Genomic DNA, 13,203 nt, shown 5'->3' with positions numbered 1-13,203 from the left:
ATTCCGTCGATTTTTCTGGTCCTATCGAGCCTTGGAATAGGTTGGACCACAGCCTCCGTCTTTTTGCATGCGTGTGTTGCAAAATAGATGCTTGTTTCTTGGGCATGATGAGCACATATATAGATCATCTCCTGGGCGCGTTCTCCTCCCATTAGCGCCCTCGAGTGTTCCCCTCTGGAGGTTAGCCTTAACAGGCACTTCCAATCAAACTCAGCCGGATCTTTATTGATCCGGCTTTTTTGTTGCCCGCAGGGCAATGAGGGCGCGGAAAATCGATCGGCAATGCCACGTAACAGTGACATGTAACCTCTGGTAACATGGCGCAGACACACGCTATCGACTAAGCAGATCATAGGACGCGGTTTGGTCGGTTCGGGAGATGGGGGCATCACTCGGACGGACCGGGCTCAGGCGGCTACCGCGTCCGAACCTTTCTTCCGTCGGCTACAGGGCGGACACATGCGGCGGACCTGCCGTTTGCCTCCCAGGAAGACGGTCCGCGATAGACGGCGTCCGGAACATCCGGGCGCCGTTTCGCATTGGCGGATCGGCTCAGGCAGCCTTGCCGTTGGCGTTCATCGCCTCGTCCGCCAGTCGGCCGGTCAGCTCGGCCATGTGGTCGAAGGCGGCCCGGTAGCTGGCGACGCCGGCCGTCGCCGAGCGCAGCTCGATGATCAGGTCGCCGATCTCCGCCTGCGGCATGGTCGCCTCGACCACATCCCATCCCGGCCAGTCGGGCCGCGCGTCATAACCGAGGATCTGGCCGCGCCGCTGCGGGATCAGGGCGATGATCCTCGACGTCGCGTCCGACGGCGTGACGATCTCGACCTTCATCACCGGCTCAAGCAACACCGGCGAGCAGGCAGCCATGCCTTCCTTCATCGCCAGCTTGGCCGCCATCTGGAAGGCCATGTCGGAGGAATCGACGGCATGGTAGGACCCGTCCGAGAGATTGACCGCGACATCGACCACGGGGAAGCCGAGCGGGCCGGATTTCAGATAGTCGCGTATGCCGGTCTCCACGGACTGGATGTAGGTCTTCGGCACCACGCCGCCAGTGATGGTGTCGGTGAACTGGAAGCCGGAGCCGCGCGGCAGCGGCTTGATCTCGACCACCACGTCGCCGAACTGGCCGTGGCCGCCGGACTGCTTCTTGTGGCGACCGCGCTGCTGCGCCGATTTGCGGATCGTCTCGCGGTAAGGCACGGCCGGGTTGTGACCCTCTACCGGGATCTGGTTCTTGCCCTCGAGCCGCTCGCGCACGACCCGCAGGTGCATCTCACCATGCCCCGACAGCACGGTTTCGGCGGAGTCCTGGTTGTGGCGCAGGCTGAGCGAGGGATCCTCCTCGGCAAGGCGCTGGATGGCGGCCGACATCTTGACCTCGTCCTTGCGCTCCTTCGGCCGCAGCGCGAAGGCGAACACCGGCTGCGGCGGCTCCAGCGTGACCAGCGGACTGATGCCGCCCTTGGCGGAGCTCAGCGTCTGGCCGGTCTTGACAATGTCGAGCTTGCCGAGCGCGACGGTGTCGCCCGCCTTGGCGGAGGCGAGCTTCAGCTGGTCCTTGCCAAGCATCTTGTAGATGCCGGAGACCTTGGCGGTTTCGCCGTTCGACAGGTAAAGCTCGGCGGCGTCGGCGAGCTGTCCGGAGAGCACGCGCGATACCGACAGCTTGCCGCCATGGGCGGTGTGGATGGTCTTCATCACCTGGACAACGGTCTGGTTGCCGTCGGGCGCGCCAAGGCGCTTGCGGGTCGCCTCGATGTCGGGCGCGTCATGGCGGATCGCCTTCAGGAGACGCAGCACGCCATTGCCCTTCTCGGCGGTGCCGATCAGCACCGGCGTCACCGCGCCGGCCCGAAGATCGGCGGCAAGGTCGTCGAAGATCGCATCCTTCGGCGGTTCGATCTCCTCGAGCAGCTGCTCCATCAACTGGTCGTCATGGTCGGCGAGCGTCTCCAGCATGGAGAAGCGGGCCTCCAGCTCGCGAGCCTTGTCGTCACCCGGTATGTCGGCGACCTGGCTCTCGGCATACTCGCGGTAGACGTAGGCGCGCTCCAGCGCGAGATCGATCGAGCCGATGACGACACCGTCCTTGCGCAGCGGAATCTGGCGCAGCAGCAGCGGCACCGAACTTGCCGGCTGCAGCATCTTCAGCGTGTCGCGCACGCCGGCGACCGCCTTGTCGACCTTGTTCAGGAACAGGATGCGCGGCACGCCGAGATCGTCGAGCTTGCGCATGATGAGCTGAAGCGCGGGGATCTTCTTCTCGTCGGCTTCGGCAACGACGACAGCGGCATCGCAGGCGGCGAGCACCGGTTCGGCCTCGAAGGCGAACTCGATAGAGCCGGGACAATCGACGAAGGTGAGCTGCTCGCCCATGAATTCCGTGGTCGCGAAGGTCGCCTCGACGCTCATGGCGTGGGCGCGGGCCTCGGCTGAATGATCGGAAACGGTGCTGCCTGATGAAACGGGATTCTGGCGGGGGATGGCGCCCGTGCGGGCCAGTATTGCTTCGAGAAGTGTCGTCTTACCGCTTGCGAAGGGACCGACTATGGCAATGCATTTCGGTCCCGTGCGTCGTCCTCCGGCGCGAGTACCCATGGCTGACCTCCACTCAGGCGTTTCCCTGGGAGCGGCGGCCGGCCTGTTCGGCCGTCGCGGGCGGGGCTTCTTTTCAATCGCCACCTGCCCAAGGGCATCGTCCCACGGGTTTGCGGGGAGGGCAAGGAAAATAGGAAATTCGCCGGCTTTGCGTCGTCAGGCGGTCAGCGCCAGCGCCATGCCAGCGGCTGCAAGGAGTCGTTACCCTACACGGTGGCGTCAGCCGGCCCGGCGCTGGGCCGGCAGGGCAGTATCAGCCTCCCGCGCCGCAACCGTTTCGGCAAAGCGCGACAGCATCGGATTGAACAGATCCGGACGCTCCCAGAAGGGAGCGTGTCCGGCGCCCGGGACGACGTGGCATTGCTCCCAGAGCGTGGCATGGTCCAGCGTGTCGAAGTAGTTGAGCCGGATGAAGGGGTCGTTCTCGCCATTGACGATCGCCACCGGAAAGGCGGCCTGCTCGACGACCTGCTTCTGGTCGGCGCCCTTGCCGGCCATCATGCTGCGGGTCACCACCGCGCGCAGCCGGCCATCCGTGCGCAGGATGGCTTCGCGGAACGACGGGTCGGCGCTGTCGCCGAAGCACAGTGTTTCGAAGCGTTCGGCGTCGCGTTCGGAATAGATCTTCTTCGAAGCCAGCAGCATGTCCCAGTTGGCGTGGAAGCCGCGCAGCATGCCGAAGAAGCCTTTCGACACCGGTGGCGCGCCGGTCAGCATCAGTCCTTGGACGGCCGGATGGAAGCTTGCCAGCTCGATCGCGACATGGCCGCCGAGCGACCAGCCATAGACGATGGCGCGGTCGATGCTCAGATCGTCGAGGAGGTGGCCGGCGGCTCGCGCCAGGCCGGTGAGGGTGTAGTCCGCCATCGGGTCGGCGGCGTCCGACGACTGGCCATGACCCGGGAGATCGAAAGCGACCAGCCGGTGGGCATCGGCGAGCGGGCTGTCGAACTGGCGGGCGAAGACGGCGCGCGAGGCGCCGGAACCATGGATCATCACGATGGGCATGCCGGGGCCTGCCGACTCGCTGACGCGCAAATCGGCCTGCGGGGTGCGGATCGTGCGCTCGGCGACGGCCATAATGCATTGAACCTCAGGATTGCGTGACGTCCAGCATCGCATGCCCTGGGTCTACACGGGCTTTAGGTTTCTGGTTAAGAAAGGATTAATCCGCGGCGACCGGTTATAGTGCCTGCGAATCTTCGGCGTGGGCGTGGAATTTTGACGATGGAACGTGGGCTCGACCTTGTTGTCTCGATCATCGGCATCGCCACGGTCGGCCAATATCTGTGGTCGATGCGCGCCCATTTCCAATCGTCGGCCATGTCCTCGGGTGCGAAGATAATCTCGGTCGTCGTGGCCGCGACGGCGCTGTTTTTCCTGGCGATCATCTGGATCCTGCCGCAGCCGCCATTGGCCAAGATCGTCGGGCTGGCGATCCAGCTGGTGAGCTCCGCGCTGTTCTGGTGGGCGATTTCGAGGTCGCGCAAGGCGCGGCTGCGCTTTGTCTTCGACGCCGACAATCCGCATGGCCTGGTGACCGACGGACCGTTCTCCTACATCCGCCACCCGTTCTACACCTCCTACATCATCTTCTGGGCCGGTTGGGGTATCGCGACCTGGTCGATCTGGGCGGTGGTGCCCGTTGCCGGGATCTTCGTGCTCTACCTGATCGCGGCGCTGGACGAAGAGAAGAAATTTTCGCGCACCGATCTGGCCGGTGCCTATGAGGCCCATCGAAAGCAAGCGGGCCTGTTCTGGCCGCGGCTGCGATGGTGACACGTTTCGCCGCGTCGGGCCGCCCGGGAAGCGGTTGCGCCGCGAGCGGCATCGACGGAAACTGCCGCCACGATGGCGGGCCGTAGCGCGACGGTTGCCGCCACGGATATGACACCAGTTCGAGGATCGAGACGATGAAGATCATTGCCTGCGGCAGCGTGCCGACAATCATGGCGCCGGAGAAATATTTCACCGGCCGGGTGCTGCAGACCCCGATCATCGAAAAGGAAGCGCCGGCGCGGTTAAGGGCAACCCTGGTCAGCTTCGAACCGGGCGCGCGCACCAACTGGCACACGCATCCGCTTGGCCAGACGCTCTATGTCACTTCGGGCGCCGGCCGTGCCCAGACCTGGGGCGGGCCGATCCAGGAGATCAGGGCCGGCGACGTCATCTCGTTCGCGCCCGGCGAAAAGCACTGGCATGGCGCCGGCGCGAATACGGCGATGACGCATATCGCCATGCAGGAAGCGCTCGACGGCGTCCATGCCGACTGGCTGGAGAAGGTCAGCGACGAGCAGTATGGCGGCTAGAGCCTTTGTCTTTGCGCAATTCCGGACGAAAGGCTACGGCGAAGTCGCCGAGCCTGCCGCTACGCACTTTTCCTGGAATTGCTCGGCGACCCAAGAAGAACCCGGCCTGGAGCCGGGTTTTCTTTTGGCAGCGGCCTGATCAGGTGAGGGAGGCGGTGAAGCGCTGGATGCGCGTGCAGGCCTCTTCCAGAAGCGTCTCCGAGGTGGCGTAGGAGATGCGGAAGTTCGGGCCAAGGCCGAAGGCCGAGCCGAACACAACCGCCACGCCTTCGGCCTCGAGCAGTTCCGAGCAGAAGGTCTCGTCGCTGTCGATCACCTTGCCGGCTTTCGTCTTCCTGCCGATCAGCCCGGCGCAGGACGGGTAGACGTAGAAAGCGCCTTCCGGCGAGGGGCAGGAGATGCCGCGCGCCTGGTTGAGCATCGAGACGACCAGGTCGCGCCTGCCCTGGAAGATCGCTTTGTTCTTGGCAATGAAGTCCTGCGGGCCGTTCAGCGCCTCGACGGAAGCCCATTGCGCGATGGTGCAGGCGCCGGAGGTCTGCTGGCCCTGGATCATGTCCATGGCCTTGATCAGCGGCACGGGGCCGGCGGCGTAGCCGATGCGCCAGCCGGTCATGGCATAGGCCTTCGAGACGCCGTTCATGGTCAGCGTGCGCTCGTAGAGCTTCGGCTCGACCTCGGCGATGGTCCTGAAGACGAAATCGCCATAGGTGAGGTGCTCATACATGTCGTCGGTCAGCGTCCAGACATGCGGGTGCTTGAGCAGTACGTCGGCCAGCGCCCGAAGCTCGGCTTCCGTGTAGGCGGCGCCGGACGGGTTGGACGGCGAGTTCATCAAGAGCCATTTGGTGCGCGGCGTGATCGCCCTTTCCAGTACCGCCGGCGTCAGCTTGAAGCCGTTGTCGATCGAGGTGTCGGCAAACACCGAGCTGCCGCCGCAGATCGCCACCATCTCGGGATAGCTCACCCAGTAGGGGCGCGGGATGATCACCTCGTCGCCGGGGTTCAGCGTTGCCATGAAGGCGTTGAACAGGATCTGCTTGCCGCCGGTGCCGACGATGGTCTGCTCGGGCAGGTAGTCGAGATTGTTCTCGCGCTTGAATTTTTTCGCGATCGCCTCGCGCAGCGGCGCGATGCCGGACACGGGCGGATACTTGGTTTCGCCACGGCGGATCGCGTCGATCGCCGCGTTCTTGATGTTGTCGGGCGTATCGAAGTCCGGCTCGCCGGCGCCGAGGCCGATGATGTCCCGGCCGGCGTTTTTCAGCTCGCGCGCTTTCTGCGTCACCGCGATGGTCGCGGAAGGCTTCACGCGGGAAAGGGCGTCGGCAAGAAAGGCCATGACCTGATATCTCCAAGGGGCGGCGCGGCCAGGAGCGGCCGCGGCGCCTCTCTTGTCGCAACATCCGGCCAAGCGCAAGCGCTGTCGCATGAGCCAGGGGTCAAGCCGCCGTGACCGGCATCGCCTCGGCAACAATAAATTCATCAACGGTCGCTAAAACCGCTGATGGCAGGATCATAAGCCAATTCCGCCAGTCTTGCGGAGCGAGGAACCCTTGTCGCGTAGTATCGGGCTCGCCCACATCATCCGTCATGATGACGGCACCGCAAGCGGTGTCTGGGGCGTCCATACGCTGCAGAGCGCCTTCCAGCCGATCTTCGCCTTCAACGAAGGCAAGCTGTCGATCGTCGCGTTCGAGGGGCTGATCAGGCCGTTTCGCGACGGCGAGCCGCAGTCGCCGATGACTTTCTTCAACACCTGCCCGGCGGGCGACCGTCTGCATATCGAGGCGCTGACGCGCACGCTGCACCTGCTCAACGCCGGCGTCTGCCTGCCGGAAGAGGCATCGATCTTCGTCAATTTCGATCCCTCGGTGTTCACCGATCGCGGCGTCGCCGACAAGGCGTTGCGCGACATGCGGCTGGTCCTGCACGAGGCCGGCATCGACCCGCGCCGCATGGTGTGCGAAGTGACCGAGCAGAAAACGGCATCGCAGGAGGCGCTCTACAGCTTCGTCGAGGCGCTGAGGGCCAACGGCTTCCGCATCGCGGTCGACGATTACGGCGCCGACGAATCCGACATCAACCGGATCAAGGAGCTCAAGCCCGACATCGTCAAGTTCGACGCGCACTGGATCACGCAGCTGATGGAGTCCGGCGCCGGCTTTGCCCTCTTGACCACCATGGTGAGGAGCTTCGAGCAGCAAGGCATCCGCACCGTGTTCGAAGGCCTCGAGGAGGGCTGGCAGCTCGAGCTCGCCGAGAAATCGGGAGCCTCGATGGTGCAGGGCTTCGTGCTGGCGCGGCCGGAACTGGCGCCGACCAGTTTTCGCGTCTTCGGCAAGGGTGCCCCGCCGCCCGCGGCTGCGACGGGCGCCGGTGTGGCGCCGGCCGGTCCGGGCACGGCGCCGGCAGCGCGCGGGGCGCGGGTATTCGGGCGCAGGACCGCATCGTGAGCGTATGGCCGGACAGGCGGCGCAACGCCGCCGAGGCGATCTTTGCCGACGAGATCGGCATCGAATACGGCGTCTATGGCGAGTTCCGGCTGAAGAGCGCCTATCAGCCGATCTTCGCGCCACGCGGCCGCTCGCTGGCGCCGGTCGCCGTCGAGGCGCTGATCGAGGCGCAGCGGGACGCGAGGCCGCTCGCGCCGCCGGTGTTCTTCGACGGCGTTCCGTCTCCGGACCGCCTGTTCGTCGAGACGATGTGCCGGATGCTGCATTTGCGGAACTTCCGTAACATCGGCGTCGAGGGGCTCGACCTGTTCTTCAACTACAATCCGCTGGTCAACGATCATCTCGGGCGGGCGCTGGCCGAGATCCGGCTGATGACCAGGCATCTCGGCGAGCTCGACCTCTACCCCGGCATGCTGGTGTGCGAGATCACCGAGCAGGCGGCCGACGATCATGTCCTTGCCAGCCTGGTGCGCGAGATGCGGCGTGACGGCATCCGCATCGCCATCGACGATTTCGGCACCGGCCACTCGACCGAGGCGCGCATCGCGCTGCTTGCGCCGGACATCGTCAAGATCGACGGCGCCTGGTTCGCCGAGTTCTGCCGCCATGCCGCGGCCGAGCGTTTCTTCCGGCCGCTGGTCTCGACGCTGCACGACCGCGGTGCCAAGGTGCTGGTCGAGGGCATCGAGCAGGCCGTGCATCTTCGCGTCGCGCTCGATGGCGGCGTCGACTTCTTGCAGGGCTATCATCTCGCCCGCCCGGCGCTGGCCGGCACGATCTTCAACGAGGAGCCGCTGTCGATCGAGGCGCTGCTCGGCGCCGAAAGCAAGGTCGTGCCGTTGCATCAGCGGCGCTGATGTTCAGGCCAAAACAAATCACTGGATGAGGCGGCTTCCGCCGCGCGATATTGGCGCGAGCCGGAAGGAGACCCGATGATACTCTACAGCATGATCGACAGCGGCAATTGCTACAAGCCGCGCCTGCTGATGGCCAAGCTCGGCATTGCCTTCACCAATGTCGAGGTGAGCTCGCATACCGGCGACACCCGCAAGGCCGATTTCGTCGCCAAGAATCCCAACGCCATGGTGCCGCTGCTCGAGCTCGACGACGGTAGGCGGATCGCCGAATCCAACGCCATCCTGCTCTATCTCGCCGAGGGCACGCGCTTCCTGCCGGCCGACCGCTACCAGCGGGCGCTCGCCTATCAGTGGCTGTTCTTCGAGCAGTACAGCCACGAGCCCTACATCGCCGTGCGCAAGGCGCTGCTCACCTTTCCCGAGCGCGCCAGGGACGCGACGCCGGAACGGCTGGCATCGACGCTGGAGCGCGGCAACAAGGCGCTCGGCGTGATGAACAGGCATCTGGAAGCCAATGCCTTCTTCGCCGGCGATGCATACAGCGTCGCCGACATCGCGCTCTATGCCTATACGCATACCGCCGAGAAGGGCGGCTTCCAACTCGACGCCTATCCTGCGGTTGCCGCATGGCTGAAGCGGGTCGAAGCGGACAAGGGGCATGTGCCGCTGGCGTGGCTGCCTTAGTTTTGTCCTCACGCCGTCGCCGCTTCGCGGCTGCTCCGGACGGGGCGCGCCAACAGGCGCGACGCCCGGTCGGGCTTGCGGCCTTCGGCCGATGGTGCATGTCCTATGTGACGGTGGCGATTGGCGAAAGCTTCAGCGAAGGCGTCCTTCTCCCCGTTTACGGGGAGAAGATGGCGGCAGCCAGATGAGGGGCGGCGCCAACTTTTGTCGTTTGAATTGCTGTGCTGCGGCGCCAGGAAGCCAATTTCGCTGCGTCGCGCCGCCCCTCATCGCCCTGCCGGGCACTTCGCCCCGTTCACGGGGAGAAGAAGGCAGCTTCGGCGGTTTCGCCAGTCTTCTGAACTGCGGGCAAATAAAAAGGCGGGATAAATCCCGCCTTCCCATTCCGGTAGCCTGATCGGGAGCGTCTGGCCGGGCTGGCAGCTATCTGCTGTTCCAGCTTGTCGGGTCTTTCCGCTCCGGCGCGCTTCTCGCGCGACCGTCAGTACATCCGTGACTTGCCGCGCGCCCCGAACCTTCGTCCGGCGCGCGCTGTTGCTAAATCAGGCTGCCTTGCTCAGAGACCCAGCAGCGGACTTGCCGGTGCGGCGGTCCTGCTCGATCTCGAAGTTGATCTTCTGGCCTTCAACGAGGGTCGACAGGCCAGCGCGCTCGACAGCGGAGATGTGGACGAAAACGTCCGCGCCGCCCGCGTCGGGCTGGATGAAGCCGAAGCCCTTGGTGGCGTTGAACCACTTGACCGTACCAGTTGCCATTCGAAGTATCCTTCACATTTGCTTTAGTTTGACCGGACTAGGTCCAGCCGGTGGTATCGAAATTTTGGAGATAGACGTCAGCAAACGCGAAGATCGCGAGGCCCGATCGATCGGCCGAAATATCAATGCGATGCATATAGGCGGATTTTGCGTTGAAAACAAGACTGTGTGCGAAAGCCCTGATCGCACCGCCGCCCAACGGCCGCCCCAATCGCGTGAAAAATTCGCGACTGGCGTGCGCCGCGAGGGAGGAACGAGCAGGTCTCGGGCGCAGGGTTTGGGAGAGGATCATGAAGACCATACTGCTTGCCGCCTTGATGACGCTGGTGGCCGCCGAGGCGCAGGCGATCTCGCGCTACGACCCGACCCGCATGAGCTGCGACAGGGTGCAGGCGACGATCGCGCGCCAGGGCGCGGTCATCCTGCGCTACCAGTCGACGCGCGTGCCGGGGCTGCCGCTCTATGACCGCTACGTCAGGGACGAGCGCTTCTGCGACCTGGGCGAGGTGAGGAAGCGCGCCTACGTGCCCAGCGCCGATGCGAAATCCTGCCCGGTCTTCGTCTGCAAGCGGCCGGACTTCGATCGGCGGTTCCGTCGCCGCTTCCTGCAATCGGACTGAGGTCCGTCGACATTCAGGCAAGGCTGGCCTGCAGGCCGGGTTCAAAAGCCGAACGAGACCTGCGCCGAGGGCGGCGGGCCGAGACGCACGCCTTCCATGGCTAGCATCTTTTCCTTGGTGGTCGAGCCGCCCGGCGCCGAGAAGCCGCCGATCTTGCCGCCGGCGGCAAGGATGCGGTGGCAGGGGATGACCAGCGGCACCGGGTTGGCGCCAAGCGCCGCCCCGGTTTCGCGAGCCAGCCCTTGATGGCCGGCGCGCGTCGCCAGCTCGCCATAGGTGGTGGTCTCGCCGAAGCCGAGCTTGCGCGCCGCGTCATAGATGGCGAGGCGGAAATCGTCGACGCCGGCAAGATCGACCGGCACGCCGGAGAAATCGACGTCCTCGCCGGCGGCATAGGCCTTGATCGAGGCGATCAGGTCCACCACCCATTTCGGCTGCTCGGTGGACCGGGAAACGCCGCCATGGCGGAACAACCGGCGCTCGACCGCCTCGCGGCTGCGTTCGGGCAGGCAGAGCCGGATCAGGCCTTTCTCGCTCCAGGCGATGCCCATGAAGCCGATCACTGTTTCTAACACTGCGTGGCCGGCCGTGATCGCTCGCGTGGTTTCCATGACGTGTTCCTTTCCGCAAACGGCGAAAAACGGGGACATGAACGGTACAGATAGGGAACAATATCGCAGTTTGCACCGGCTCCCGCCACCCGAAAACCGCCGGATGGCCCAGATTGCCGACGAAGAATCGCTGGTGTAAGGACTTCTTAACAACCGACAATCGGACCTGCAGGGCTTGGCAACCAAAATCATCCTCACCGCGATCGGCGTGCTCGTGGGCGCGGCTGGCCTGAGCGGTTGCACCTCGACCTCGCAGATGAAGGCCGCGCCTGCCCTGGCGGCGGCCGCGACCCCTGCCGTCGAGGACGACACGCCGACCGTCGCGCTGCCGGAAACGGTTGCCGTGCTGCCCGAGCCCTCCGGCCTCGTCCCGGTGCAGGTGGCGGCGCTGCCCGCCGATGCGACCATGGCAACGCCGGGCATGGCGACGCCGGGCGAGCCCTTGCCGCCGCCGGCCCAGCCAGCCGCTTTCGCCGGATCGACGCCGCTTGCCGCGCAGCCGGCCGTGATGGCCGGCACCTCGCCGCTCAGCCCGGGATCGATCAAGCAGGAGCCCGCCTATGCAACGGCCGCGATGGCCATGCCCGTCACCGGCCAGGCGGTGAAGGCGGCAACGATGCCCGGCGTCCAGCAGGTCGCCTATGTCGTGCCGCAGAACCCGGCGCTGCTAGCCCCGCCCGGCGAGCCCGAGCCGCACGCGACCGGGCCGCGCGCCGAGATCGAGCGGCTGATCGAGAAATATTCCGCGCTCTACGAGGTGCCCATCGATCTCGTGCGCCATGTCGTCAACCGCGAGAGCACCTTCAACCCGAAAGCCTATAATCACGGCCATTGGGGGCTGATGCAGATCAAGCACGCGACGGCGCGCGGCATGGGCTATGACGGGCCGGCGAGCGGCCTGTTCGACGCCGAGACCAATCTCAAATATGCGGTCAAATATCTGCGCGGCGCCTGGCTGGTGTCGGGGGGCGATGAAAAGCGCGCCGACCGGCTCTACCAGAGCGGCTATTATTACGACGCCAAGCGCAGGGGCATGCTGGAAGCGACCGGCCTCGGTGTCGACCGTGCGCGGCGCCGCCTGCAGCCCGACGCCTGAGCGCGATGCCGCGTCCGCCGGCGCCTGACGACATCCGGCTGCGCAAGACCCTCGACGACGATCTGCCGCCGCCGCACTGGCCGGACGGCTTTGTCATGCGCGGCTTCGAGCCCGCCGATGCGCGGCCCCTCCATGCGCTGCTCACCGAAGTGTTCGACGACGGCACGGACGGGCCGTTCGACGAGTGGTGGCCGCGCATCTCCGGCGACGCCGAGTTCGACCCCGCTCTCTGCTTCCTGGTCATCGACGCCAGGGGCCTGCTGGCGGGAGCAGCCCTTTGCTGGGCGACGGCTTTCGTGAAGGATCTCGCCGTCCATCCGCAAGCGCGCGGCCGTGGCATCGGCGAGGCGCTGATGCGGCACGCCTTCATCGCCTTCCGCGAGCGGGGCGCGGCCCATGTCGATCTCAAGACCAATACGGTCGAGAACGCCGCCGCCCTCCGGCTCTACGAGCGGCTGGGTATGGTTCCGGTCGACTGGGAAGGGTAGGGCGCCGCTTTCCGCTGCCCGTCACGCTTTGCACCGGGAAACGGGACAGTTTGTGAACCGCTTCACATAAGCCGCCGCGCGCAAATGCTAACCCTGCGTCATGCCGCGCACCGATCGGGGGGTCGACAGTTTCGCGCGGCATCGGAGCGGTTGCGCCGGCATGTGTCAGCCACTCCACGGCGGGTCCCGAGGCGGGTTCGGGGCCCGCTTCGCCATGTCTTCCTTTCGCCATGTCTTCCTTCAGCTATCCCTGGTCAGATATCCGGCGCGTTGCCGATCCTGCGCTTGATCTCGAGCGCCCAGGCGCGGCCCTCGTCGCCGCCCCACAACAGCCAGGCAATGTAGCCGGCCGACGGATTGTCCTCATTGCCGTAATTCTTGCCCCGCTTGTCGACCTCGTGGCGGGCGAAATAGCTGACCATGCGCCGGATCGTCGACGGCGACAGTTTCTCCCGGTTCTTCAGTTCGGTGGCCCGCGCCACGCCGATCTCGGTACCGCCGCGGCCGAACTGCTTGCGCAGCCTGAGGCCTTTGGCGGCGTTGTCGGCGACATTCTCAGGGCAGCGGAGGTCTATTTCGTCGGGCACTGTCTTCTCTCCAGTCTGGCGGCCAGGCAGGACGAGCATGCAGGAGATCTTGGTCGCTGTGCAGTCTAATTCAACGCAACCCCGCCGCCGATGCCGCGTTGGAAATGCCGGAGGGAACCATTCGGATCGGAGACAT

The 13,203-nt window shown here is 65.3% G+C and carries 15 protein-coding genes; 8 read left to right on the top strand and 7 right to left on the bottom strand.

Annotation, left to right across the window (positions count from 1 at the left end):
- Positions 1 to 552: 552 nt before the first annotated feature.
- Complete coding sequence (locus tag PU724_RS01295) at positions 553 to 2,604, bottom strand: elongation factor G (protein ID WP_128273436.1); 2,052 nt, start codon at positions 2,602 to 2,604, stop codon at positions 553 to 555.
- Positions 2,605 to 2,823: 219 nt separating this feature from the next.
- On the bottom strand, positions 2,824 to 3,684 hold the full coding sequence (locus tag PU724_RS01290) for an alpha/beta fold hydrolase (RefSeq protein ID WP_354419271.1): 861 nt from the start codon (positions 3,682 to 3,684) through the stop codon (positions 2,824 to 2,826).
- 147 nt (positions 3,685 to 3,831) lie between these two features.
- Between PU724_RS01290 and PU724_RS01285 the strand changes: the two genes are divergently transcribed.
- Both PU724_RS01285 and PU724_RS01280 read left to right on the top strand, forming a co-directional pair.
- The gene (locus PU724_RS01285) at positions 3,832 to 4,383 is read left to right on the top strand and encodes a methyltransferase family protein (RefSeq protein ID WP_292168704.1); all 552 of its coding nucleotides are present in this window, start codon (positions 3,832 to 3,834) and stop codon (positions 4,381 to 4,383) included.
- A 134-nt stretch (positions 4,384 to 4,517) separates the two neighbouring features.
- Entirely contained in the window at positions 4,518 to 4,913 is a 396-nt protein-coding gene (locus PU724_RS01280) for a (R)-mandelonitrile lyase (RefSeq protein WP_127286250.1), read from the top strand.
- Positions 4,914 to 5,052: 139 nt separating this feature from the next.
- On the opposite strand, the gene PU724_RS01275 is transcribed toward PU724_RS01280, so the two are convergent.
- A complete protein-coding gene (locus PU724_RS01275; RefSeq protein WP_354419269.1) occupies positions 5,053 to 6,255 on the bottom strand; it encodes a pyridoxal phosphate-dependent aminotransferase in 1,203 nt (400 codons plus the stop codon).
- Positions 6,256 to 6,469: 214 nt separating this feature from the next.
- On the opposite strand from PU724_RS01275, the gene PU724_RS01270 reads away from it, so the two are divergent.
- The 3 genes from PU724_RS01270 (at position 6,470) to PU724_RS01260 (ending at position 8,910) form a co-directional block, all read left to right on the top strand.
- Positions 6,470 to 7,369: an EAL domain-containing protein gene (locus PU724_RS01270; protein ID WP_292101350.1), complete on the top strand. Its 900-nt coding sequence runs from the start codon at positions 6,470 to 6,472 to the stop codon at positions 7,367 to 7,369.
- Positions 7,366 to 8,226, top strand: a complete 861-nt coding sequence (locus PU724_RS01265) for an EAL domain-containing protein (protein ID WP_127310771.1) — start codon at positions 7,366 to 7,368, stop codon at positions 8,224 to 8,226. Before PU724_RS01270 ends, PU724_RS01265 begins: the two co-directional genes overlap by 4 nt.
- A 75-nt stretch (positions 8,227 to 8,301) precedes the next feature.
- Positions 8,302 to 8,910: a glutathione S-transferase family protein gene (locus tag PU724_RS01260; protein ID WP_127285915.1), complete on the top strand. Its 609-nt coding sequence runs from the start codon at positions 8,302 to 8,304 to the stop codon at positions 8,908 to 8,910.
- 542 nt (positions 8,911 to 9,452) lie between these two features.
- On the opposite strand, the gene PU724_RS01255 is transcribed toward PU724_RS01260, so the two are convergent.
- Together PU724_RS01255 and PU724_RS01250 are read right to left on the bottom strand one after the other, a co-directional pair.
- Positions 9,453 to 9,665 (bottom strand): cold-shock protein, encoded by a 213-nt coding sequence (locus tag PU724_RS01255; RefSeq protein WP_006202464.1) that lies wholly within the window; start codon positions 9,663 to 9,665, stop codon positions 9,453 to 9,455.
- Between the two features lie 37 nt (positions 9,666 to 9,702).
- Positions 9,703 to 9,966: a hypothetical protein gene (locus PU724_RS01250; protein ID WP_127394209.1), complete on the bottom strand. Its 264-nt coding sequence runs from the start codon at positions 9,964 to 9,966 to the stop codon at positions 9,703 to 9,705.
- On the opposite strand from PU724_RS01250, the gene PU724_RS01245 reads away from it, so the two are divergent.
- Entirely contained in the window at positions 9,956 to 10,285 is a 330-nt protein-coding gene (locus tag PU724_RS01245) for a hypothetical protein (protein ID WP_127285917.1), read from the top strand. The two genes, PU724_RS01250 and PU724_RS01245, sit on opposite strands and share 11 nt — an antisense overlap.
- Positions 10,286 to 10,326: 41 nt before the next feature.
- Here the strand turns inward: PU724_RS01245 and PU724_RS01240 are convergent, their stop codons facing one another.
- The gene (locus PU724_RS01240; RefSeq protein ID WP_354419265.1) at positions 10,327 to 10,896 is read right to left on the bottom strand and encodes a methylated-DNA--[protein]-cysteine S-methyltransferase; all 570 of its coding nucleotides are present in this window, start codon (positions 10,894 to 10,896) and stop codon (positions 10,327 to 10,329) included.
- A gap of 175 nt (positions 10,897 to 11,071) precedes the next feature.
- Between PU724_RS01240 and PU724_RS01235 the strand changes: the two genes are divergently transcribed.
- Both PU724_RS01235 and PU724_RS01230 read left to right on the top strand, forming a co-directional pair.
- Positions 11,072 to 11,992, top strand: a complete 921-nt coding sequence (locus tag PU724_RS01235) for a transglycosylase SLT domain-containing protein (protein ID WP_354419263.1) — start codon at positions 11,072 to 11,074, stop codon at positions 11,990 to 11,992.
- Between the two features lie 5 nt (positions 11,993 to 11,997).
- Positions 11,998 to 12,480, top strand: a complete 483-nt coding sequence (locus PU724_RS01230; RefSeq protein WP_127285920.1) for a GNAT family N-acetyltransferase — start codon at positions 11,998 to 12,000, stop codon at positions 12,478 to 12,480.
- 254 nt (positions 12,481 to 12,734) lie between these two features.
- Here the strand turns inward: PU724_RS01230 and PU724_RS01225 are convergent, their stop codons facing one another.
- Positions 12,735 to 13,067: a hypothetical protein gene (locus tag PU724_RS01225; RefSeq protein ID WP_354419261.1), complete on the bottom strand. Its 333-nt coding sequence runs from the start codon at positions 13,065 to 13,067 to the stop codon at positions 12,735 to 12,737.
- Positions 13,068 to 13,203 lie beyond the last annotated feature (136 nt).

It is taken from the genome of Mesorhizobium abyssinicae, from assembly GCF_049887195.1.
GTDB lineage: Bacteria > Pseudomonadota > Alphaproteobacteria > Rhizobiales > Rhizobiaceae > Mesorhizobium > Mesorhizobium abyssinicae.
This window is presented reverse-complemented; position numbering and strand designations above follow the sequence as displayed.

Bases quoted from the DNA above. Each gene is read 5' to 3' on its own strand.
- PU724_RS01260 (WP_127285915.1), top strand. From the start codon at position 8,302: ATGATACTCTACAGCATGATCGACAGCGGCAATTGCTACAAGCCGCGC.
- PU724_RS01290 (WP_354419271.1), bottom strand. From the start codon at position 3,684: ATGGCCGTCGCCGAGCGCACGATCCGCACCCCGCAGGCCGATTTGCGC.
- PU724_RS01280 (WP_127286250.1), top strand. From the start codon at position 4,518: ATGAAGATCATTGCCTGCGGCAGCGTGCCGACAATCATGGCGCCGGAG.
- PU724_RS01275 (WP_354419269.1), bottom strand. From the start codon at position 6,255: ATGGCCTTTCTTGCCGACGCCCTTTCCCGCGTGAAGCCTTCCGCGACC.
- PU724_RS01240 (WP_354419265.1), bottom strand. From the start codon at position 10,896: ATGGAAACCACGCGAGCGATCACGGCCGGCCACGCAGTGTTAGAAACA.
- PU724_RS01250 (WP_127394209.1), bottom strand. From the start codon at position 9,966: ATGGTCTTCATGATCCTCTCCCAAACCCTGCGCCCGAGACCTGCTCGT.
- PU724_RS01285 (WP_292168704.1), top strand. From the start codon at position 3,832: ATGGAACGTGGGCTCGACCTTGTTGTCTCGATCATCGGCATCGCCACG.
- PU724_RS01230 (WP_127285920.1), top strand. From the start codon at position 11,998: ATGCCGCGTCCGCCGGCGCCTGACGACATCCGGCTGCGCAAGACCCTC.
- PU724_RS01255 (WP_006202464.1), bottom strand. From the start codon at position 9,665: ATGGCAACTGGTACGGTCAAGTGGTTCAACGCCACCAAGGGCTTCGGC.
- PU724_RS01295 (WP_128273436.1), bottom strand. From the start codon at position 2,604: ATGGGTACTCGCGCCGGAGGACGACGCACGGGACCGAAATGCATTGCC.
- PU724_RS01245 (WP_127285917.1), top strand. From the start codon at position 9,956: ATGAAGACCATACTGCTTGCCGCCTTGATGACGCTGGTGGCCGCCGAG.